This is a genomic window from Ensifer sp. LC163, assembly GCF_001695855.1.
In the GTDB taxonomy this organism is placed as follows: domain Bacteria; phylum Pseudomonadota; class Alphaproteobacteria; order Rhizobiales; family Rhizobiaceae; genus Ensifer.
In genome coordinates, this window is record NZ_MBSS01000018.1 from 1 (window position 1) to 21,207 (window position 21,207).

General features: G+C 59.5%; 18 protein-coding genes. 14 read left to right on the forward strand and 4 right to left on the reverse strand.

The window, feature by feature from the left end; all coding sequences use genetic code 11:
* Window positions 1-78: 78 nt before the first annotated feature.
* Complete coding sequence (locus tag BC360_RS31620) at window positions 79-297, reverse strand: hypothetical protein (RefSeq protein WP_139110075.1); 219 nt, start codon at window positions 295-297, stop codon at window positions 79-81.
* A gap of 111 nt (window positions 298-408) precedes the next feature.
* Between BC360_RS31620 and BC360_RS16450 the strand changes: the two genes are divergently transcribed.
* The 5 genes from BC360_RS16450 (at window position 409) to BC360_RS16470 (ending at window position 5,724) form a co-directional block, all read left to right on the forward strand.
* Window positions 409-1,752, forward strand: coding sequence for an extracellular solute-binding protein (locus tag BC360_RS16450; protein ID WP_065796035.1), 1,344 nt, complete (start codon window positions 409-411; stop codon window positions 1,750-1,752).
* Window positions 1,753-1,828: 76 nt separating this feature from the next.
* Window positions 1,829-2,719, forward strand: coding sequence for a carbohydrate ABC transporter permease (locus BC360_RS16455; RefSeq protein WP_065795969.1), 891 nt, complete (start codon window positions 1,829-1,831; stop codon window positions 2,717-2,719).
* Window positions 2,720-2,726: 7 nt separating this feature from the next.
* Window positions 2,727-3,614 (forward strand): ABC transporter permease subunit, encoded by an 888-nt coding sequence (locus BC360_RS16460; RefSeq protein WP_065795970.1) that lies wholly within the window; start codon window positions 2,727-2,729, stop codon window positions 3,612-3,614.
* Between the two features lie 42 nt (window positions 3,615-3,656).
* Window positions 3,657-4,784 (forward strand): sn-glycerol-3-phosphate import ATP-binding protein UgpC, encoded by a 1,128-nt coding sequence (locus tag BC360_RS16465; RefSeq protein ID WP_065795971.1) that lies wholly within the window; start codon window positions 3,657-3,659, stop codon window positions 4,782-4,784.
* A gap of 25 nt (window positions 4,785-4,809) precedes the next feature.
* Window positions 4,810-5,724, forward strand: coding sequence for a sugar phosphate isomerase/epimerase family protein (locus BC360_RS16470; RefSeq protein WP_065795972.1), 915 nt, complete (start codon window positions 4,810-4,812; stop codon window positions 5,722-5,724).
* A 100-nt stretch (window positions 5,725-5,824) separates the two neighbouring features.
* On the opposite strand, the gene BC360_RS16475 is transcribed toward BC360_RS16470, so the two are convergent.
* The gene (locus BC360_RS16475; protein WP_065782118.1) at window positions 5,825-6,193 is read right to left on the reverse strand and encodes a hypothetical protein; all 369 of its coding nucleotides are present in this window, start codon (window positions 6,191-6,193) and stop codon (window positions 5,825-5,827) included.
* An 873-nt stretch (window positions 6,194-7,066) separates the two neighbouring features.
* On the opposite strand from BC360_RS16475, the gene BC360_RS16485 reads away from it, so the two are divergent.
* Complete coding sequence (locus BC360_RS16485; RefSeq protein ID WP_413813749.1) at window positions 7,067-9,415, forward strand: PBP1A family penicillin-binding protein; 2,349 nt, start codon at window positions 7,067-7,069, stop codon at window positions 9,413-9,415.
* A 460-nt stretch (window positions 9,416-9,875) separates the two neighbouring features.
* Here BC360_RS16485 and BC360_RS16490 read toward each other — a convergent pair whose 3' ends face one another.
* Window positions 9,876-10,148: a DUF2188 domain-containing protein gene (locus BC360_RS16490; RefSeq protein WP_065782115.1), complete on the reverse strand. Its 273-nt coding sequence runs from the start codon at window positions 10,146-10,148 to the stop codon at window positions 9,876-9,878.
* A gap of 165 nt (window positions 10,149-10,313) precedes the next feature.
* On the opposite strand from BC360_RS16490, the gene BC360_RS32970 reads away from it, so the two are divergent.
* The 8 genes from BC360_RS32970 (at window position 10,314) to BC360_RS16525 (ending at window position 20,015) form a co-directional block, all read left to right on the forward strand.
* Window positions 10,314-10,619 (forward strand): L,D-transpeptidase, encoded by a 306-nt coding sequence (locus BC360_RS32970; protein ID WP_274533925.1) that lies wholly within the window; start codon window positions 10,314-10,316, stop codon window positions 10,617-10,619.
* Window positions 10,620-10,834: 215 nt separating this feature from the next.
* Complete coding sequence (locus BC360_RS16495) at window positions 10,835-11,620, forward strand: DUF899 domain-containing protein (RefSeq protein WP_065782113.1); 786 nt, start codon at window positions 10,835-10,837, stop codon at window positions 11,618-11,620.
* 775 nt (window positions 11,621-12,395) lie between these two features.
* Window positions 12,396-13,451, forward strand: coding sequence for a LacI family DNA-binding transcriptional regulator (locus BC360_RS16500; RefSeq protein ID WP_065795974.1), 1,056 nt, complete (start codon window positions 12,396-12,398; stop codon window positions 13,449-13,451).
* Between the two features lie 125 nt (window positions 13,452-13,576).
* Complete coding sequence (locus BC360_RS16505) at window positions 13,577-14,845, forward strand: ABC transporter substrate-binding protein (protein ID WP_065795975.1); 1,269 nt, start codon at window positions 13,577-13,579, stop codon at window positions 14,843-14,845.
* 105 nt (window positions 14,846-14,950) lie between these two features.
* Entirely contained in the window at window positions 14,951-15,847 is an 897-nt protein-coding gene (locus BC360_RS16510; RefSeq protein ID WP_065782108.1) for a carbohydrate ABC transporter permease, read from the forward strand.
* Entirely contained in the window at window positions 15,844-16,659 is an 816-nt protein-coding gene (locus tag BC360_RS16515) for a carbohydrate ABC transporter permease (protein WP_065795976.1), read from the forward strand. The genes BC360_RS16510 and BC360_RS16515 overlap by 4 nt, the downstream gene beginning before the upstream one ends.
* Before the next feature lie 11 nt (window positions 16,660-16,670).
* The gene (locus BC360_RS16520; RefSeq protein ID WP_065795977.1) at window positions 16,671-18,917 is read left to right on the forward strand and encodes a glycoside hydrolase family 2 protein; all 2,247 of its coding nucleotides are present in this window, start codon (window positions 16,671-16,673) and stop codon (window positions 18,915-18,917) included.
* A gap of 9 nt (window positions 18,918-18,926) precedes the next feature.
* Window positions 18,927-20,015 carry an ABC transporter ATP-binding protein gene (locus BC360_RS16525; protein WP_065795978.1) on the forward strand — a complete coding sequence of 363 codons (1,089 nt, stop codon included), beginning with the start codon at window positions 18,927-18,929 and terminating at the stop codon, window positions 20,013-20,015.
* Window positions 20,016-20,143: 128 nt separating this feature from the next.
* Here BC360_RS16525 and BC360_RS16530 read toward each other — a convergent pair whose 3' ends face one another.
* Window positions 20,144-21,190, reverse strand: a complete 1,047-nt coding sequence (locus BC360_RS16530; RefSeq protein WP_065795979.1) for an ABC transporter ATP-binding protein — start codon at window positions 21,188-21,190, stop codon at window positions 20,144-20,146.
* Between the last annotated feature and the right edge of the window lie 17 nt (window positions 21,191-21,207).

Sequence of the window (21,207 nt, forward strand, 5' to 3'; positions counted from 1 at the left end):
CCTCCCTTGCAACCCGGACCAGCCGGGCGGATCGGGGGCTGACCGTCAGCGCCAGCAGAGGTGTCGAGTGTCGCATTTCTAACTGGCTGGCGGCGCCGCATCTCTAATCAGCTGTGACAGCATGTCCCAGGGGGCGGATTCCATTTTCAAATGCAACAGAGACAAATTGGCCCAGGTTTCAGGAGGATGGATGTGGCCCGCTCTTTTGTGCAGCTGAGTATGGATGAACGCCGCGTCATTTGGCGGATGCATGAGAAGAAGATCAGCCAGGCGGAGATCGCGCGGATCAAGTTTCATCGTTTCATCATGGAGATTGGCACGGATTGTCACAGTCGGATGCTAGCAGATGCCCGGTTTCATTCGTGTCACCGATTGGTTGGCCCATCCTATCTGCAAGGAGCATTTGCAATGAGAATCTCCGCTACTCAGTCCTTTATCGCCGGCCTTCTGGCGGCCACCACCCTCGGTGCCTCGCCGGCTGCGGCCGAAAAGACGAAATTCGAATTCTGGTACGGCCTTTCTGGCGATCTTGGAGAACGGGTCCAGGATGCCTGCAAGAAATTCAACGACAGCCAGGCCGAGTTCGAAATCGTCTGCACCTCCCAAAATGGCTACGACACGACCCTGCAAAACACGATTGCCGCCTACCGTGCCAAGAAACAGCCGGCGATCACGCAGATCTATGATGCCGGCACTCTGGACATGATGCTGTCCGGCGCATTCGTGCCCGCCAAGACGCTGATGGCCGACAATGGCTACACGATCGACTGGAACAACTATTTCGGCGGCATCGCCAACTACTATGCAACCGCCGGCGGCGAATTGAACTCCTTCCCCTTCAATTCCTCGACCGCAATGTTTTATTACAATGCCGACGCCTTCCAGAAGGCTGGCGTGGACTTCAAACCGGATACCTGGGAACAGGTCGACGAAGCAGCCCGCAAGCTGAAGGCTGCCGGGTTCGAGTGCCCGCTCGCCTTCAACTTCGATACCTGGGCGCTCATGGAGCAGTTCTCGGCCATCCACAACCAGCCGATCGCCACCAAGGCGAATGGTTATGAGGGGCTGGATGCCGAACTCGTCGTCAACAAGACCAAGTTCGTCGATCACGTGAAGTTCTTCAAGAAAATGGCCGATGAAAAGCTCTTCGTCGTCAAGACCAAGCAGCTCGGCATGGATATCGTACCTGCCTTCACATCCCAGACCTGCCAGATGATACAGACCTCGATCGCCGACCATGGCACCATCGGCAAGTCTCTTCCCGAGGGTGTGAAGTGGGATGTTGCCATGCTGCCCGTATGGAAGGGCACGGAGCGTCAGAATTCGCTGGTCGGTGGCGCCTCCCTTTGGGTGCTGGCTGGCCGTCCGGAAGCGGAGTACAAGGGTGCAGCCGCGTTCCTCAACTACATCGCGGCACCGGAAATGGCCGAATGGTGGTCGACGGTAACGGGCTACATTCCGGTGACAAAAACCGGTTTCGACGCCATGAAGTCCAACGGGTTCTACGACAAGGCGCCCTATAAGGGGCGTGAGTTCGCCATTCAGAGCCTTTCCTTCACCCCAACGTCGGAAAACACCCGCGGCATTCGCCTGGGCGGGTTCACGCAGATCCGCAAGGAATTCGCGACGGCCCTCGAAGCGATCTTCATGCAGAACGCAGACGTACAGGTTGAACTCGACAAGACGGTCGAGCGCGGCAACGCAGTTCTGCGTCGCTTCGAGAAGACCTACGCCGGACAGACGCTGAACTAAAACCTGATCCGTCCGGAGCCTGCCGCGGTAGTGGCGGGCTCCCATTTTCTGTTCTTACGCATCGGAATTTGTACACATGGACAAGCGTGCGGCCTTTCGGAGCTGGTGGTTGCCCAGCCTATTCGCCCTGCCGCAGATCATCCTGATCCTGCTCTTTTTCTATTGGCCGGCAGTCGCCGTGCTGCGGTGGGCATTCACGCTCGAGCCACCCTTCGGGGGAGCCGCGGAATTCGTCGGCCTTGCCAACTTCCAGGAAGTGTTCGCCGACCCGCTCTATTGGAATTCCGTGGGGGTCAGCCTGGCATTTGCCCTGTGCGGAACCTTGGCCACCATTTTCATCGGCCTTGTCCTTGCTCTTGCGGTCGACCGGCAGCTACCGGGGTCCGCGCCGTTCCGGTTCCTCTACATCCTGCCTTACGCGATTGCCGGGCCCGCCGCTGGCATGGCCTTCCGTTTCATCCTGTCGCCCGAGCGCGGGTTGATGGCATCGGTCAACGCCGCTTTTCCGGACTTCTGGAATCCGGCCAAGTACGGCAGTCACGCCCTTATCCTCGTGATTGTCGTCTTCGCGTGGAAATGGGCGGGCTACACCTTCATCTTCCTTCTCGCCGGCCTGCAATCTGTTCCGCGATCGCTCATCGAGGCGGCCGCGATGGACGGCTGCGGCCCGATACGCCGCGCAGTCGACATCCAGATACCGATGCTGGCGCCAACGCTCTTCTTCCTGCTTGTGATCATGATGACGGAAGGTTTCGTTGGCGCGGACACTTACGGCATCGTCGCACGCACGACCGATGGCGGCCCGAACCACGGCACCGATGTGATGGTGTACCGCATCGTCGAGGAGGCGTTCCGCGGACTGAACTATTCCGGCGCGTCGGCCCAGAGCCTCGTGCTCATCGGCCTCATCATGGTCTTCACGTTCATCCAGTTCCGCTTCATCGAGCGCCAGGTCCATTACAAGTGAGGCTCACATGATTCAGCGGACTCCTTTCGCAAACGCCCTCACCTATGGCGTGATGGTCTTCGGCTTCCTCCTGCTGATAGGTCCCTTCGTCGTCATCATGTCGGGTGCCAGCCAGACATTTCAGCAGGTCAACGCCATACCCTTCAGCTTCCTGCCCCAGGACCGCCTGCTTGAAAACATGAGCGCCGCCTGGACGCGGGCGAGCCTCGGTACGGCGATGCTGAACAGCTTCGTCATGGCCAGTCTGGTGACTGTCGGCAAAGTCGCGCTGTCGGCACTGACGGCCTTTGCCATCGTATTCTTCCGAACCCCGCTCAAGGGCTTCTTTTTCTGGATGGTGTTCATCACCCTGATGTTGCCGCTCGAGGTGCGCGTGGTGCCCACCTACGCGGTTGCCGCCGATCTCTTCCAGCCTGTTCGGCTCCTCATCTCCGCCGTGACCGGCTTCGAGGTTTCGGTCGACTGGAACCTTCTCAACTCCTACGCCGGCCTCACGCTGCCGCTGATCGCCACGGCGACGGGAACATTCCTCTATCGCCAATTCTACCTGACCCTGCCCGATGAACTGGCGGAAGCAGCGCGGATGGACGGATCAGGCCCGATCCGCTTTTTCATCGATATGCTCTTGCCGCTCTCACGCACCAACATGCTGGCGCTGACCACGATCATGTTCGTCTACGGCTGGAACCAGTATCTCTGGCCTCTCCTGATGGTGACGGACCCTGAATACAAGACCACGATGATGTCGCTGGTGGCACTTCTGCCGTCCGACAACGGCACTCCGGACTGGAACGTCACGCTTGCCGGTTCCCTGATCATCATGCTGCCGCCATTGATCGTCGTTGCCGTCCTGCAGCGGTGGTTCGTTCGCGGCCTCGTGGCTACGGAAAAATGAACCCGCTTCCCCAAATCAGCATAAACAAAAAGGTCCACGCTCATGGCTGACATCGCAATTCGCGCCGTGCGTAAATCCTATGGCAAGACCCCCACCTTGCATGGCATCGACCTTGCTTTTGCGTCGGGAGAGTTCGTCGTGATCCTCGGTCCGTCCGGCTGCGGAAAATCCACGCTCTTGAGGATGATCGCGGGGCTGGAGGAAATCACCGCGGGTGAGATCGCCATCAACGGCCGGGTCGTGAACAGGCTCGAGCCACGCGAGCGCGGTTGCGCCATGGTGTTCCAGAATTACGCCCTCTATCCGCACATGACGGTCGCGGGCAACATCGGATATGCCCTGAAGGTGGCTGGCGTACCAAAGGCAGAGCGCCTCCGCCGGATCGAGGAGACAGCCAAGATCGTCGGGCTCGTGGACTATCTCGATCGCAAGCCCGCGGCCCTCTCCGGTGGCCAGCGGCAAAGGGTCGCCATGGCGCGCGCGATCATCCGCGAACCGAACGTATTCCTTTTCGACGAACCACTGTCGAACCTGGATGCCAAGCTGCGCGTCACCATGCGCGCCGAGATCCGCAAGCTCCATCAGCGCCTGTCGGCAACCTCCATTTTCGTCACCCACGATCAGGTGGAAGCGATGACGCTGGCCGACAAGCTGGTCGTCATGAACAAGGGGGTCGTCGAACAGGTGGGCCAGCCGCTCGACATCTACCATCGTCCGGCAAGCATCTTCGTCGCCTCCTTCATCGGTTCGCCGGCGATGAACCTGTTTGACGCTCACATCAGTGTTCACGACGCTTGCCTGGCGTTCGGCGGTACGAAGATGCCGATCGAAAAGGCTCTTGCCGCGCGTCTCGGTGAAAGACACGTGACCGTGGGCATTCGTCCGGAACAGTGTGTCGTTGCGTCTGAAGCAAGAGGCATCGCGATGAAGGTGGACTTCGTCGAGGAGCTCGGATCTGGCCGTGTCATCCATTCGGAATTGGGTGGCCAGCCGTTTGCAGCCTGTATCGATGAAGAAACGCACGTAAGGCCCGGCGATCGGATCGCGCTGGAACTGCCACTGGCGCACTTGCATGTCTTCGACCGGGAGACCGGTCGACGTATCGAGCTTGAATTCGAGCCACGCAGTGGCCGCGGTGCGACCAAGCGGCAAATGCTCGAAGCAGTCTGATCACAACATCGAAGGAACGATGGCAATGAACGAAATCATATCCGCCGTGGGCTTTTGCAATCGGACCGGCAAGGGAGACCTGTCGAGCCTTGACGTTTCCTTGCGGGAAATCGCCGATACGGGCGCCGATGCCTGCGAGATCGGGATCTATGGCGAGGAAATCATAAGCGGAGGTCGGCTCATCGAGGACCGGCTGCAGCGTGTCGCCGACATAACCCGGCACTACCCGTTCAAGAAACTCTCCCTGCACGGCCAGATCGTCTCCAATTTCATGGATCGTGAACATCTCGGGCTGCAGAAGAAGGTCGTGCGGGCGATGCTCGAGCTTTGCAATCGCCTCGAGGCAGGCATTCTCGTGCACCATTCCGGTGCGGCTCGGCTCGCCGACGGAGAGAACGCCGCCGATCTCGACCGGATGGAACGCGAGGCGCTGGCGGAGATGGCGGACATCGCAGGACAATACGGCGTGCGCATCGCCCTTGAGAACATCTTCACGACCGAAAGCGGTCAGTATCGGCAAACACCCAGCCAGGTTGCAGAAACCGTGCGCTCGATCGGTTCGGACAATGTCGTGGCGCTGATCGACTTCTCGCACGCCTATATCGAGGCCACTTACCGGGGGCTGGATTTCCGCGAACAATTGCGCGCGATGGCCCCGGTGACTGGCCATCTGCATGTGCACGACAGTTTCGGACTGCCCTATTCGATGAAGCATTTTTATCACCCGGCCGAGGCGACCGCGTTGGGAATCGGTGATCTGCACCTGCCTATCGGCTGGGGCGACATTCCATGGGAAGACATTTTCTCCGAGCTTACCTTCCTTCCGGATACGACGCTGATCATGGAGATCAACGCCGAACGCTTTGCCGACCAGCAACCGGCTTGCCTGGAGCGTGCGAGGGCGTTGGCCACCGGGCTTGGCTTTCGCGCCGCAGCCTGACGGCCTGGTGCAGCAGGCGTTAGCGTAGCAATTATCAAAGAGACCGCGCACTACTCCGCAGGCGCGGTCTCTCATTCTTGCGGTCGTCTTGGTTCCCGGACTATTTTTGTGATCGCTCCAAAAGGATGCGCATTTCGTCGAACCTCCTTTTTCGCGCCGCGTCCTCCTCCTGGGGCGAATAGCAAGTGTTCGATTGGCAGAACCGAACCAGTGTAAAAGGCGGCTTCGCGTCACGGAATTCACACGCAAACGTGTCCGACATTTCCGATTTTGCCACTCCGGCGCGCGTCGAATAGGTCAGCCGAACACCGGGCGGTTTCAGTTCCGGAAAGGACTGAACGATTCCAAGCTGCAAAACGTCAGTCAGAAGGAAGTTTTTTGCGACCGTCGCACATACCGCCTCCAGATCCCCGGATTGGGCGAAAGCTGGAAATGCGACCAGGTTCAACAAGAGCGCGTAGCGTTTCATGCCGTTCCTCCAAGGCGTTATCTGCTGAATAACTAGAGGACGGACAGCAATATCAATCGGCTAACGAGATGAAATCTCGATTTGGCGGCATCGCGCGCGGGTAACTTGACGATAGGTGTGGGTGGCGATCGACACATCCGACCCCTTCGCCTCGACAACTTTTCGGCGATTTGAGGTGCCCATGCCCGGCGGAAATTCGACTGTCAGAGGGAGCAGGCTGGACGTGCGGCGCCAGAGACCGCCGCAACTCTCAAGGTTTGTCCACGAAGCGCGCTTATCCGATGCGAGGACAGCCTGGCCGATTGGCAAATGCCACCGTAACGAACCGCCCGCGCCGTTCGCCGTCGATGATGATCTGCCTGCGCGTAACGGCCTGGATTTCCGGGTCACGAACTCCGAGTCTCAATGCACGACGAAGGGCTTGGCGCTCGCTACAGCCAGGCCGCTCGTACTCGTCGTCGTAATATCGACGGTCTCGATCTCTATCGCGGAGCTCCAGGCCTGGGCGTCCGTCGGGCCCGATGTAGAGGTCCAGGGACTGCGCCGATGACGTGGATAAAGCGGCTGAGAGGGCGCCGACCGCGACCAGGCTTGCCGCCAGAAAGTTGTGAATGGACTTTTGCATGTTCGCCTCCTCAGTGGAGTTCAGTTGAACCTATTGAAAACTGAACGAGGAAGGCGGACTAAGGTTCCGCCGTATCGACGGCGGTTGCCGCGTGCCTTTTTCGTTCGCCAATCACAATGGCGCGGAAGGGGCGACAACCCGTTGCCGTTTACCGCGTTCCGTCGCGATCGCTACCGGTTGCCGTCACCGCCTTTCTTCTGCCCTTTCCCGCACTAATTTCTTAGACGGAACAATAGCGCCGGCAGGAAATGACCCACTCTGCAGACAGCCCAAATCAGACCGACGGTAAAAGTGCCGACTCTTCGACAATGGGGGCCGAACCAGAAAACCTTCAGGCAGTGGACGAACCGCTTGTAAGCCCCAACGAAAGCGGGGAAGTGATCGCATCGTCACGGCAAGGCGATCCGCAAATGCCCGAGCCGCACCCGCCAGTCTTCACAGAAAGCAAGCGTGCGCTTCGCCATCTTGCATCTGCTTTTCGCCGCGATCTCGGCATGGTCGGGCAGCATTGCTTGGCGGGTTCATCCGCGCTGGTAAAAATGCTCAAACCGGCCGCCAGCGCTTCGCGCGCTTGGATCCCGCACGATTTTATGCTGAAGACGGCATCAACCACAGGCTCGCTTCGCAAATTCATATCCGGTGCAATTAGCGTCATTTCCAGGCCCGCATGGCTTCCTCCCTTGCGACCCGCACCACGGTCATGGAAAGCCGGGATTTTGACGGTGGCGTTGACCTTTGCGATCTTCGTGACCGGAATGCTGATCTGGGCGCTGAAGGATGTCCCGTGGGAAGAAATCGCCGAGGGCTCCCTAAAACCTGTTGTGGTCCTTGAAGCGGCGGACGGCGAGCCAATCGTAAGACAGGGCCCTTTCCAGGGGCCCTATGCCCGATACGAGGAGTTTCCCGGACATTTGGTCGATGCCGTTCTTTCGATAGAGGATCGGCGGTTCATGGTCCATTACGGCGTCGATTTGAAAGGGATCATGCGGGCGGTGCTGAGAAACTTCCAGGCTGGCTCGGTCGTTCAAGGTGGCAGCACCATTACCCAGCAACTGATCAAAGTGCAGTATCTTGAAAGCGATCGCACGCTGAAGCGCAAGCTGCAGGAACTGGTCATCGCATTCTGGCTCGAGTGGAAGCTCGGCAAACGCGAAATCCTCACGCGATACTTGAACTCCGTTTACCTTGGATCCGGCGCGACAGGAATGCCCGCGGCGGCCCGTATCTACTTCAACAAGGACATCGCCGCACTCAACGTTCAGGAGGCCGCGATGCTGGCCGGACTGCTGAAGGCGCCGAGCCAATTGAATCCGATCGACAATTTTGAGGCCGCACGTGAAAGGACGACAACGGTCCTCGACGCGATGGTGGCAAACGGCAAGCTCGAAGCGAAGGATGCGTCCGCCGCCAAGGCAGAGTTTGCCGAGTTGCACCCGACCACCCCGACGCCGCGCTCGGGCAGTTGGTTTGCAGACTGGATCTCGTCCCAGGCCGGCGAAATTGCGGGAGCCTCTCCAGGTTCGACAACCGTGCGCACGACGCTGGTACCACGCCTTCAGCAGCTTGCCGAAGATGTGGTCGCTCGCAATCTTGATAAGGATGGGAAAGCGCTGGGTGCGTCGCAGGCAGCGCTGGTGGCGATGACACCAGATGGAGCAGTCGTCGCCATGGTGGGTGGACGCGACTATAAGACCAGCCAGTTTAATCGCGCCGTCGCCGCCAAGAGACAGCCGGGCTCAACATTCAAGCTATTCGTCTTTTATGCAGCATTGAAGAGCGGACTTACCCTGCGTGATCGGGTCTTCGACGGCCCGATTGAAGTCGACGGTTGGTCGCCGCAAAACTCGACAGGCCGCTATCGCGGTTGGGTGACAATTGCGGAAGCCTTTGCCCGATCTCTCAATGGCGCAACCGTAGCGCTCGCGCAGGAAGTGGGCATCGAGAACGTCGTCGCCGCCGCAAGGGAGCTTGGTATCGACAGCCCACTGAATCTGGTGCCGGCATTGGCGCTCGGATCATCCGAAGTCAGTCTGCTTGACCTGACGGGTGCCTATGCTTCGATCCGCCTTGGCAGATCCCCCGTCGAACCCTGGGGCGTGATCGACTTTCAGGCGTCGACCCAAGCCAAGGCGTTCCGCGTCGGTCCGCTGGTACCCGCTTCGGCCGATCTCTCCTCTTACCAGCAGGATCTGGTGAGCCTCCTGCAGCTCGTGGTCGAGCGTGGTACCGGGCGAGACGCTTCTCCGGGCGCATTTGCAGCCGGAAAGACCGGCACCAGCCAGAACAATCGTGACGCCTGGTTCGTGGGTTTTACGGAAGATCTTGTTGCCGGCGTCTGGGTCGGTAACGATGACGACACGCCCATGAAGGGCGTCACCGGGGGCGCGCTTCCCGCTCGCATTTGGCGGGATTTCATGCAAGCGGCGATGGCGCAACCTGCGCCCCAGATCGATCCAGATACGGGGCTCATGACAAGCCAAGGAACGCCCGCGGCGTCCTGCAATATCAGGGCTTGCGCCGGGAGCTATCGATCGTTTCGAGCTTCCGATTGTACCTACCAGCCATATTGGGGAGAGCGGCGGCTGTGTGAGAGGTAGGTTTGGCCCGCCCAGATAATTCACATTTCCAAGCCGTTTAATTTTGTCGTCCTTGGCCGTCCGCCTCGCAAGTCGAGGGAACAACTGCTCTCGCTATCAAGCTTATGTCAGGCAGCATCAGTCTGCGACTTTACAGCGCCGTGCGTCAAATATGACGCGCTAAGGACGCTGTAACACCCTAAACTTGCTGCATAATTTTCTCCTTAAATCGATTCCGATTTAAGGAATTATGCAGTAATCGTCTGGGGACCGGAAGACGGTTGCATGCCTGCAGAGTCTGGCCAAGATTATTCGTGCGACCTGCCGGATGCACAGCAGTATCTGATCGCCGGTGCCGGTCATTAGCTGCTGGAATCGCACTTTGACGGCGCACAGGCGCGAATTTCTTAGCCGGCTATCCGCATCGGGCCGATGCCGCTGAAACTGCCGGCAATATTCTGGCTGCAGCGGCGTCCACGATCTATGGGGTTTCGTGCCCTTTCGGTTCGTTGCTGCGATCGACCACTTCGGTATCGGGTCGGTCTTCGCCATCGGCGTGTTCCTGACGCCAATTCCCGCTTCCGTCCTGATACTCGATTTCCTCGTCTTTCCCCGCGCTTTGGTGTTCCTGGGCGGCAATGCGGGCCGCCTCAAGAGCCTCGTCATGAGAGGGAAAAGCTTCCGAGAAGACACCGCCCGACTTGTATGCCCAGCCGCCGTCGTGGGGGACAACCTCGTATTTCGTTTTCGCCATTTCCACCTCCGATGCACAAATCCGGTTTTGACGGCGCCAAGCTGATTTCTGCGACACCTCCGGTTCACGCCGAAACTGATGCTCCGTGTTTCAACAGCCGCAGTGAGCGCCTTCGAGCCGGGCACTCATATTTCAGATAGGGCGCCGAGATCGCAATGGTACCATATGCAGAACCTTCACGGGCACACCTTCACCACGGCCGTCCGCCGGGGTGCTGACCAATGCATTGACAAGTCTTCCAATCGTGGTCTTCCCGCCCCGGTGGCTGATTGGAACAATGCGCGCCGGCATCCGTTCTGCGCCCATGAACAGAGACAAATTTGTTGCAGCACTTATAATATTCACGGAACACCCGAGCCTGCGCTCATTGACCAAGTCGGTTCGCACGGCTGCGTCCGCCTTGCAAACTGGGATGTGGAGGAATTGGCCGCAACGGTCAAACCGCGGGTTAGCGTCGAATTCGTGGATTAGTTGCTCACTGCTTGAGCTAAAAACGCGTGCATCGCCTGCTCACGTAGCCGTGGCAAAGAAAACATCGGCAGGCTGCCGCCCGGCGTGGGCAGAGCAGAAATGGTCATCGTGTCAGCGGAAATGCCGCCACACTTGTTACTCCCGTCGTTTGATTTCCGGTGCAAGACTATCTCCTATTCAGCAATGAGCGAACTCGCACCAACGAGGAGGTTGCCATGACGACAACAACGGACAAAAGCGAACACGGAGCCATGCAGAGACCATCGGTCGTCTCGGCGCAGGCGTGGGAAGAAGCCCGCCAGCAACTGCTGGTCAAGGAAAAGGCTCAGACCCGTGCCCGTGACGCCCTGGCGGCAGAGCGTCGGCGAATGCCGTGGATGGAAGTGGACGCCGGTTATGTCTTCGAGGGGCCTTCAGGCAAGGCCAGCCTACTCGAACTCTTCGCTGGTCGGCACCAGTTGATCGTCTATCGGGCCTTCTTCGAGCCGGGGGTATTCGGTTGGCCAGACCACGCCTGCAGAGGGTGCTCCATGGTAGCCGACCAGGTTGCTCACCTTGCCCATCTGAACGCCCGTGACACCACGCTGGTTTTCGTTTCGCGTGCTCCGCAGGCGGACATTGCGCGGCTGAAGGCTCGGATGGGCTGGCAGATGCCCTGGTACACCATTACCGACGGTTTCGACGCCGACTTCGGTGTCGCCGAGTGGCATGGCACCAACGTGTTCTACCGCGACGGCGGGCGCGTGTATCGCACCTACTTCATCAACAACCGCGGCGACGAGCAGATGGGGAGCACGTGGAACTACCTCGACATCACACCGCTCGGCCGCCAGGAAGTCTGGGAAGACTCGCCCAAGGGCTACCCGCAGACGCCGACATACAAATGGTGGAACTGGAACGACAGCTACGTCGCAGACGCCGCACCCGACCAGAAGTGGGTCGAAGTGTCGGAGGCCGGCGAAGCGGCATTCAGGGACAAACAAGCCAACGCGAAGCCCTGAGTACGTCTACGGAGGAAGCGTCTCTTTCCTCTCGGGTCATCTAGCTCCAGTGTACGGTCTGAGGACAGATCGAGCAGACGGCGCCCCGCATAATTGGCAACGCGGTGGGGTGCCCTCTTCGTTTCGCTAGTTGCCTGGAACAATTGCAGGGGCTCCGGCTGGGGCCACCTCTGGTCCCGGCCCAAATGCGAGAATGCTGAGCGCGAGAGCGACCAGTACGCAGATGAGTATGAGGAAGGCGAGACCGGCTTTGTCCATCATCATCAGGCCCTTAGTATCGGATAATCGATGCAAGAGAAATTTACCTGACCCGTCCGGGCTGAGGACTGGTGGCTGGACGTCCCGCGCCAGCGCGACGCCGAATCCGATGATGCTCCAACACCGCCTAGGCTTGGCCCTGCACTGTTCTATTGCAGTGTTGCGATGCTATCTATGGCCAGCGCCTGGTGCGTTCATTTCCCTTCTTTTCTTGAAAAGAGGTGGCGCCGGCCGCTTGCCTTCCGCCGTGCGCGAAGTCGAAAAGAGGGGGCGCCTCTGAGGCGATGACCCTGAGGCTCGACGAACCGAATTTGACATGTCGCTGAGAAGTCTGCGACACCGGGTGTTTCCTTGGGGGCAACTTACCGCTTGGCTATAACTGCGCATTTTTAGGCCCTGCGGTCATACGTTCGCTGGTCTTATGACGCCTGAAGGCCTGGTAAAACTTTACTAAAAGCGATTTCGGAATTCGTGCGGATGTGACATAGTCGCCCGATGACAACAATGGAATGACGGCATGGTCACTATCAAGGAAATCGCCAAAAGCGTTGGCGTGTCGTCGGCCACGGTGTCGCGGGTGCTCAATTACGACCCCGCCTTGTCCATCTCGCCCGCGAAGCGCCAGGCGATCATCGAGACCGCCGAGGCTCTGAACTATGAGACCCCGCGCAATCGCAACAAGGCGAACGGACAGGTTGCCCCCAGCCTTTTGACGAAGCTCGTCATCGTGCACTTTCTCGAGCCTTCGGACGAGATTGCCGACCCCTACTATGTCGGCGTCCGGCTTGGCATCGAAAGCCGCTGCCGTGACTTGAGGGCGGAGATCGTCAAGGTCTTCCATTCCGATGCGCTACCCGAGGCGTCCCTGCTCGAAGGCGCTTCGGGTGTCATCGTCATAGGCAAGCACTCGGACAACGAGATTGAGTGGCTGAACCAGCATGCCCGGCACATCGTTTTTGCCGATTTCGACCCCAGGAGCGACCGGATCGACAGTGTATTTTCCGATGTGGCGCTCGCCACTTGCAAGATCCTCGATGCCTTGAAATCCAGCGGATACAAGCGCATCGGCTTTATCGGAAGCCACGAAAACCTCAATGGTGCCGTGCAGCATTTCGCCGAGCGCCGCTGTGCTGCGTATATCGACTGGCAGAAGAAGAACGGCACCTTCGCACCCGAGCTTTTGGCGCTCGCCGATTGCTCGTCGGGTCAGAGCCTTCGGCTGGATACCGGTTATCGTCTCGCGCGCGAACTGCTTTCGCTCACTGACCGTCCGGATGTGATCGTGACGTCCAACGACAATATGGCGATCGGCACCTATCGGGCGGTCCAGGAGGTCGGCCTGTCGATCCCTGGCGACATTGGCGTCATCTCCTTCAACGACATCCCCGTCGCACAGTTCCTGACGCCGTCGCTGACCACGGTGCGCATTCATGGCGAACATATCGGCGAGACGGCCGTCGACCTGTTGCTCGAGCGTCTTTCCGGTCGCAGCTACGGCAAGCAGGTGCGCATCGCCACGGAACTCGTCTGGCGCGACAGCTGCCGCAAACCCTTGGAATCCCAGTCGTTGTGACGCTGCTCCAGGTGCGAAGTAAATATTTACTAAATCGCCCTTGCGTGTTGCCTGAATTTCGGTAACTCTTGCGCGGACGGCAGGAGAGGAGACCCTGCCCTCAGCAAGTTTCTAGGGAGGAAACAATGTATCGCAAAACGAACCTGTCGCGGGTGGCGGCTGGCGCGCTCGCCGCAGCGAGCCTGCTTGCGTCCACCGCCGCCTTTGCCGGTGAAGTCACGATCTGGTGCTGGGACCCCAACTTCAATGTCGCAATCATGAAGGAAGCCGCGTCGCGCTACAGCGCGAAGCATCCTGAGACGACCTTCAACATCGTCGACTTCGCCAAGGCCGATGTCGAGCAGAAGCTGCAGACGGCGCTGTCCTCCGGCACCACCGATGCCTTGCCGGATATCGTGCTGATCGAGGACTACGGTGCGCAGAAGTACCTTCAGTCCTTCCCCGGCGCTTTCGCCGAGCTTTCCAGCAAGATCGATTTCTCCGGGTTCGCGCCCTACAAGGTTCAACTGATGACGATGGACGGAGCCGTCTACGGCATGCCGTTCGATTCGGGCGTCACAGGTCTCTACTACCGCAAGGATTACCTGGAACAAGCCGGGTTCAAACCCGAAGACATGCAGAATATCACCTGGGACCGTTTCATCGAGATCGGCAAGCAGGTCGAAGCCAAGACCGGCAAGAAGATGCTCGGCCTCGACGTCAATGATGCGGGCTTCGTGCGTATCCTGATGCAGTCCGCCGGTGGCTGGTACTTCGACAAGGATGGCAATCTCTCGATCGAGAACAACGCGGCCTTGAAGGCGGCACTCGAGACCGAGCAGAAGATCCTGCAGGCCAATATCCATAAGCCGGCTGCCGGCTGGACGGAATGGGTGGCGACCTTCACCTCCGGCGACGTCGCCACCGTGACGACGGGTGTGTGGATCACCGGTACGGTCAAGGCTCAGGCCGATCAATCCGGCAAATGGGGTGTTGCGCCCATTCCCAAGCTTGATGTCGAGGGCGCTTCGCATGCCTCCAACCTTGGCGGTTCCAGCTGGTATGTTACCGCAGGCTCCGCCGAGAAGGACGAGGCCATCGATTTTCTCAACGAAGTCTACGCCAAGGACATCGATTTCTACCAGAGGATCCTGACGGAACGCGGTGCCGTCGGCTCGCTCCTGGCTGCCCGCAACGGGCCGGCCTATTCCGAAGCCGACGCCTTCTTTGACGGCGAGAAGGTCTGGCAGAATTTCTCCGACTGGCTGGCGAAGGTTCCGGCGGTCAACTACGGCGTCTTCACCAATGAGGTAGACACGGCGGTCACCGCGCATCTGCCCTCGCTCGGCCAGGGTGCCCCCATCGATGACGTATTGAAAGCGGTCGACAGCCAGGCCCAGGGCCAGATCCAGTAACGGCCCAAAGGCAGGCGGCGACCGCCTGCCTCTTTCGCTGGAGGGTATGCGGCCATCACGTCGCGTGCCTTCCGCAATGTCGTCCCTTTTCGTTGAGAGCATCCCATGGCTGCCGGCAAAACAGGCGGATTGAAGCGCTATTACGATCTGAACGGCTGGTTGTTCGTCGCCCCGTCGTTGCTTCTCATCGCAATCTTCCTCGTCTATCCGATCTTGCGCTCGCTCTACCTGTCGTTCTTCTCGGGCAAGGGCATGATGATGAAGTTTGCCGGCTTCGGAAACGTCGCGCGGCTATGGAATGACCCGGTCTTCCTCCAGGCGCTAACGAATACCGTCACTTTCTTCGTCGTGCAGGTGCCGATCATGATCACGCTGGCGCTTATGCTCGCAGCGGTCCTGAACGACGACAAACTGAAGTTCATCGGCTTTTTCCGCACCGCCATTTTCCTGCCCTGCGTCGCTTCGCTGGTTGCCTATTCCGTGCTCTTCAAAAGCATGTTCTCCGTCGACGGCGTGGTGAACTCCGCACTTCTGGCGGTCGGTCTGATCGCCACGCCGATCGGCTGGCTGACGGAACCCTTCTGGGCCAAGGTGCTCGTCATCCTCGCCATCACCTGGCGCTGGACCGGCTACAACATGATCTTCTACCTTGCGGCGCTGCAGAACATCGACAAGTCGATCTACGAGGCGGCGAGGATCGACGGCGTACCCGCCTGGGCCCGCTTCGTCTACATCACCGTGCCGATGCTGAAGCCGGTGATCCTGTTTACGACGATCATCTCGACCATCGGGACGATCCAGCTGTTCGACGAGGTCTACAACCTGACCGAGGGCCGCGGCGGCCCGGCGAACGCGACGCTGACGCTCTCGCTCTACATCTACAATCTGACCTTCCGCTTCATGCCGAGCTTCGGCTACGCAGCGACCATTTCCTACGTCATCGTGATCATGGTGGCGCTTCTCTCCTTCCTCCAGTTCTATGCGGCGAGGGATCGCTCATGAACGCCTCGCGCCTTTTCACAGCCGCGCTGCAATACGTCTTCCTCGCGACCGCAGCCTTCCTGTCGATTTTCCCGTTCATCTGGATGGTGATCAGTTCGACGAACACGTCGATCGACATCATCAGCGGCCGAACGGGCATCGGCGAGGCTTTCGCCACCAATGTCGGCAACTTCTTCGCACAGGTCGATGTGCCGCTGGTTTTCTGGAACTCCACGAAGCTCGCGGTGCTTGCGACGCTGCTGACGATCGTCGTGTCGTCGCTGGCCGGCTACGGCTTTGAGATGTTCAGGTCCAAGGCGCGCGATCGCATCTACGCGCTGGTGCTTTTGACACTCATGGTGCCGTTTGCGGCGCTGATGATCCCGCTTTTCATGATGATGGCGAAGAGCGGCCTCATCAACACGCATATCGCAATCATGCTGCCGACGATCGCGTCCGCCTTCATCATCTTCTACTTCCGCCAGTCGACGAAGGCCTTTCAGACGGAGCTTCGCGATGCGGCCAAGGTCGACGGCCTCAAGGAGTGGCAGATCTTCCTCTACATCTACGTTCCGGTGATGCGCTCTACCTACGCGGCCGCATTCGTCATCGTCTTCATGACGAACTGGAACAACTACCTCTGGCCGCTCATCGTCCTCCAGTCGAACGAGACCAAGACGATCACCTTGGTCGTCTCCTCGCTCGCGTCCGCCTATTACCCCGACTACGGCGTGGTCATGATCGGCACTATCCTCGCCACCCTCCCCACCCTTTTCGTCTTCTTCGTCATGCAGCGCCAGTTCGTCCAGGGCATGCTCGGCTCAGTGAAATAGGAAAGTCGTCAATGCGTATTACTGAAAACTTCAATGGCAACTGGGTCTTCCGCGACGGCTTCGAGCCGGTGCATGTCCATGCGCTTCAGCCGGGCGAAACCGTGCGCCTGCCGCACAGCGCGGTCGAACTGCCCTACAACTACTTCGACGAGACCGATTACCAGAAGCCGTTCACCTATCAGAAGCGGTTCGACTGGCGCCCGGAATTCGAGGGCCGCGAGGTCTCGCTCGTCTTCGACGCCGCCATGGCCGACAGCGTCGTCTATCTGAACGGCCAAGAGATTATCGCGCACAAGGATGGCTACACGCCCTTCGAGGCGCGATTGACGCCGCATCTTACGCACGGTGAAAACCTGATCACGGTGAAGATCGACGGTTCGGAAAACCCCGAGATCCCGCCCTTTGGCGGCCAGATCGATTATCTCTGTTATGCCGGCATCTACCGCGACGTCTGGCTGAAAGTGGCAAGCCCGGTCTCGATCGCCAACGTCAAGATCGAGACGCCGGATGCGCTCGCTGAGAAGAAGTCCGTCATCGCCCGCGTCTTCCTCGCCAATCCGCAAGGGCAGGCCTTTTCCGGCACACTCACTGCCAAGATCCACCGCAAGGGTGGCGGCGATGTTGCGGCTTCCTCGATCAAGGTCGATGGCAACGAAGTGGCGCTCACCTTCCCCGATCTCACCGATATCGAACTCTGGGATATCGACAATCCGGTGCTCTACGCCCTGTCGCTCAAACTTGAGACCGAACACGGTGAAGACGTGCTGACGCAGCGCTTCGGCTTCCGCACGGCACTTTTCACGCCGGAGGGTTTCCAGCTCAATGGTAGGCCGCTGAAACTGCGCGGGTTGAACCGCCACCAGGCCTTTCCCCACACGGGCTATGCCATGGGTCGGCGCGCGCAGGAAAAAGACGCCGACATCCTGAAATATGAACTCGCCTGCAATGTCGTTCGCACATCGCACTATCCGCAGTCGAAGTGGTTCATCGAGCGCTGCGACGAAATCGGCCTGCTCGTCTTCGAGGAAATTCCCGGTTGGCAGCATATCGGCGGGCAAGCCTGGCAGAAGGAATCGATCGAGAATGTGCGCCGCATGATCGAGCGGGACTGGAACCATCCCTCGATCATCATCTGGGGCGTTCGCATCAACGAAAGCCAGGACAATCACGCCTTCTACACCGAAACGAACCGTCTTGCCCGCGAGCTTGATCCCACCCGTCAGACCGGCGGCGTGCGCTTCATCACCAATTCGGAACTACTGGAAGACGTTTATACGATGAACGACTTCATACTCGGCAACGAGGAGTTGCCGGGCAACAACCGTGGACGCGTGGTGCTGCGCGATCGGGTGGAAACGACGGGCATCAGCCGGCCGATCCCGTATATGATCACCGAATATAACGGTCACATGTATCCCACGAAACGCTTCGACCAGGAGCAGCGTCAGGCCGAGCATGTGACCCGCCATCTCTTGATCCTCAACGCCGTTGCCGGCGACCAGGACATCTCCGGTTCCACCGGTTGGTGCATGTTCGACTACAACACCCACAAGGACTTCGGCGCCGGCGACCGCATCTGCTATCACGGTGTGCTCGACATGTACCGGATCCCGAAACTGGCCGCCTATGCCTATGCCTCGCAAGGAGACCCCAGGGACAATGTCGTGCTTCAGCCGGTAACCTTCTGGGCGCGCGGCGAGCGCAATATCGGCGGCGTGCTGCCGCTGATCGTGCTGACGAACTGCGACTATGTCGAAGTGAAGTTCGGCGAATGGCCGGCAAAACGGATCTATCCGGACAGAGAGAATTACCCGCACCTACCGCATCCGCCCGTCGTCCTCGACCTGCGCAGCGTGACGCCGGAAGAATTCGGCACCTGGGGCCGGGTGTGGCGCGAAGGTACCATTACCGGCTACGTCGACGGCGAGCCCGTCAAGACGCTGACCCTGCCGGCTGACCCGGTGCCGGCGACGCTGGAAGTCATCGCCGACGACTTGGAGCTTCGCGCTTCGGAGAAGGATGCCGTGCGGGTGGTCGTGCGCGCGCTTGATCAATGCGGCAACCTGTTGCCCTATTTCGAGGAGCCCGTCATTCTTTCGCTCGCCGGTCCGGGCCGGATCATCGGTCCCTCCGAACACACACTGAAGGGCGGAGCGACCGGCTTCTGGATCGAGGCCGGTGACGCCAAAGGCAAGCTTGAGCTGACCGTGAAGAGCCGGCGCTTCGACACCCAGTCCATCACCTTCACCGTCAGCTGAGTAACCGCCATGGCCGAAGTCCGTCTCACCGACATTCGCAAGCGCTTCGGCGCGCTCGAAATCATCAAGGGTGTCGATCTGTCGATCGAGGCCGGAGAGTTCGTCGTCTTCGTTGGCCCGTCGGGCTGCGGAAAGTCGACGCTGCTGCGCATGATCGCCGGGCTGGAGGACATCTCCTCCGGCGAGCTCACCATCGGCGGCGCGGTAATGAACGATGTCGATCCTTCCAAGCGCGGCATCGCCATGGTGTTTCAGTCCTATGCGCTCTATCCGCACATGACTGTCCGCGAGAACATGGGCTTCGCGCTTAAATTCGCCGGCATGGCGAGGGAGGAAATCGATAGCCGGGTCAACGACGCGGCACGCATCCTTGAGCTTGAACCGCTCCTTGATCGCAAGCCGAAGGCGCTCTCAGGCGGTCAGCGGCAGCGCGTCGCGATCGGCCGCGCCATCGTGCGCAACCCTCTCGTCTTCCTGTTCGACGAGCCGTTGTCGAACCTGGACGCCGAACTGCGCGTGCATATGCGCGTCGAAATCGCCAAGCTGCACAAGGAACTGAAATCGACCGTCATCTACGTTACGCATGATCAGGTGGAGGCAATGACACTCGCCGACAAGATCGTCGTCCTGCGGTCGGGTGTTGTCGAACAGGTCGGCGCGCCGCTTGAGCTTTACGACGACCCGGCAAACACCTTTGTTGCCGGTTTTATCGGCTCACCGCGGATGAACTTTCTTAAAGGCCGCGTCGCCACCGTCGCGGACGGCCATGTGACCGTGGCACTGACGAGCCAGCCCGAAGTTGCGCTGACCCTTCCCATTGCATCGACGTCGGTCACCACGGGTGACGCCGTCACCCTCGGAATTCGGCCCGAACATTTTCTTGCCCAGGAAAAAGGTGATGCGGAACTCGCCGTCGAGGTCGATGTTGCAGAGCACCTCGGCAATACGAGCTATGTCTATGCTCATGTCTCCGACAGCGAGCGGATCATCATCGAACACGCTGATGTCCGCAAAATCGCAAGTCGCGAGACCTTGACCATCGGCATCGCTGCATCGCGGTCATTCCTGTTCGATGATGATGGTAATCGTATCAGGTAACGGAATTGGGCGCGCTTCGCGCGACCCGCCAATCTCCGGTCTAGCCAATGAGAAGCGACGCCTGCGCGCAATGTGGCGCGTTGCGCGCAGGCTGTCGTCAAAATCCGCAATGGACGAAATCCATTGTTTCAGTTCAAGCGCGCCCCTTGCGCCGAGAAGAGGTGGATCTTCGCCAGATCAGGGGCGATCGCCACCGACTGCCCGGGGCGAACATCGACACGGTCGCGGATGACCAATGTCGTATCTAAAGCGCCAAGCTTGACCACCAGGTGCGTCTCGGCGCCGGTGGGCTCCACCACGCCGACCGTCACTGGAATGCCGCTCTCGGCGATGGCCAGATGCTCGGGGCGGATGCCATAGGTGCGCGCAGCACCGCCGGAGTAGCCGGGCGGCAGCGGAAGCGCCTTGCCGTCATCGGTGACGAACCGCCCATCCACGATCGAGCCGTTGAAAAGGTTCATGGCGGGCGAGCCGATGAACGTGGCGACAAAGGTGTTTACGGGCCGGTCATAGAGGTCCAGCGGCCGGCCAATCTGCTCGACCACGCCGCCACGCATGACGACGATCCGGTCTGCCATTGTCATCGCTTCGATCTGATCATGCGTGACGTAGACCGTCGTTGTCTTCAGCCTTTGGTGCAGATCCTTGATTTCGGCACGCATGGTCACCCGTAGCTTGGCATCGAGGTTCGACAGCGGTTCGTCGAACAGAAACACCTGGGGATGACGGACAATCGCACGGCCCATCGCCACGCGTTGGCGCTGACCGCCGGAAAGCTGCCTGGGCAGGCGGTCGAGCAACGGTCCGAGTGCCAGGATATCGGCCGCCTCCTTTACGCGGTTTTGGATCGCGGCCTTGTCCTGGCCCTTCAGCTTCAGCGCGAATCCCATGTTCTCGGCCACGGTCATATGCGGATAGAGCGCGTAACTTTGAAAAACCATGGCGATATCGCGCTCCTTGGGCGCGATATCGTTGACGACGCGGCCGCCGATGCGGATCTCGCCGCCGCTGATGTCTTCGAGACCGGCAAGCATGCGCAACAATGTCGACTTGCCGCATCCCGAGGGGCCGACAAGTGTGACGAACTCGCCATCGTCGATGTCGATGGAGACATCCTGAATGACAGGAACGGCGCCATATTGCTTTCTAACCTGTTCGATGGTGACAGATGCCATGGTTATTCCTCCCCTTG

Excerpts from the sequence above, each read along its gene's own strand:
- BC360_RS31620 (WP_139110075.1), bottom strand. The coding sequence starts at position 297 with ATGAAACTTGATCCGCGCGATCTCCGCCTGGCTGATCTTCTTCTCATG.
- BC360_RS16450 (WP_065796035.1), top strand. The coding sequence starts at position 409 with ATGAGAATCTCCGCTACTCAGTCCTTTATCGCCGGCCTTCTGGCGGCC.
- BC360_RS16455 (WP_065795969.1), top strand. The coding sequence starts at position 1,829 with ATGGACAAGCGTGCGGCCTTTCGGAGCTGGTGGTTGCCCAGCCTATTC.
- BC360_RS16460 (WP_065795970.1), top strand. The coding sequence starts at position 2,727 with ATGATTCAGCGGACTCCTTTCGCAAACGCCCTCACCTATGGCGTGATG.
- BC360_RS16465 (WP_065795971.1), top strand. The coding sequence starts at position 3,657 with ATGGCTGACATCGCAATTCGCGCCGTGCGTAAATCCTATGGCAAGACC.
- BC360_RS16470 (WP_065795972.1), top strand. The coding sequence starts at position 4,810 with ATGAACGAAATCATATCCGCCGTGGGCTTTTGCAATCGGACCGGCAAG.
- BC360_RS16475 (WP_065782118.1), bottom strand. The coding sequence starts at position 6,193 with ATGAAACGCTACGCGCTCTTGTTGAACCTGGTCGCATTTCCAGCTTTC.
- BC360_RS16485 (WP_413813749.1), top strand. The coding sequence starts at position 7,067 with ATGACCCACTCTGCAGACAGCCCAAATCAGACCGACGGTAAAAGTGCC.
- BC360_RS16490 (WP_065782115.1), bottom strand. The coding sequence starts at position 10,148 with ATGGCGAAAACGAAATACGAGGTTGTCCCCCACGACGGCGGCTGGGCA.
- BC360_RS32970 (WP_274533925.1), top strand. The coding sequence starts at position 10,314 with ATGCAGAACCTTCACGGGCACACCTTCACCACGGCCGTCCGCCGGGGT.
- BC360_RS16495 (WP_065782113.1), top strand. The coding sequence starts at position 10,835 with ATGACGACAACAACGGACAAAAGCGAACACGGAGCCATGCAGAGACCA.
- BC360_RS16500 (WP_065795974.1), top strand. The coding sequence starts at position 12,396 with ATGGTCACTATCAAGGAAATCGCCAAAAGCGTTGGCGTGTCGTCGGCC.
- BC360_RS16505 (WP_065795975.1), top strand. The coding sequence starts at position 13,577 with ATGTATCGCAAAACGAACCTGTCGCGGGTGGCGGCTGGCGCGCTCGCC.
- BC360_RS16510 (WP_065782108.1), top strand. The coding sequence starts at position 14,951 with ATGGCTGCCGGCAAAACAGGCGGATTGAAGCGCTATTACGATCTGAAC.
- BC360_RS16515 (WP_065795976.1), top strand. The coding sequence starts at position 15,844 with ATGAACGCCTCGCGCCTTTTCACAGCCGCGCTGCAATACGTCTTCCTC.
- BC360_RS16520 (WP_065795977.1), top strand. The coding sequence starts at position 16,671 with ATGCGTATTACTGAAAACTTCAATGGCAACTGGGTCTTCCGCGACGGC.
- BC360_RS16525 (WP_065795978.1), top strand. The coding sequence starts at position 18,927 with ATGGCCGAAGTCCGTCTCACCGACATTCGCAAGCGCTTCGGCGCGCTC.
- BC360_RS16530 (WP_065795979.1), bottom strand. The coding sequence starts at position 21,190 with ATGGCATCTGTCACCATCGAACAGGTTAGAAAGCAATATGGCGCCGTT.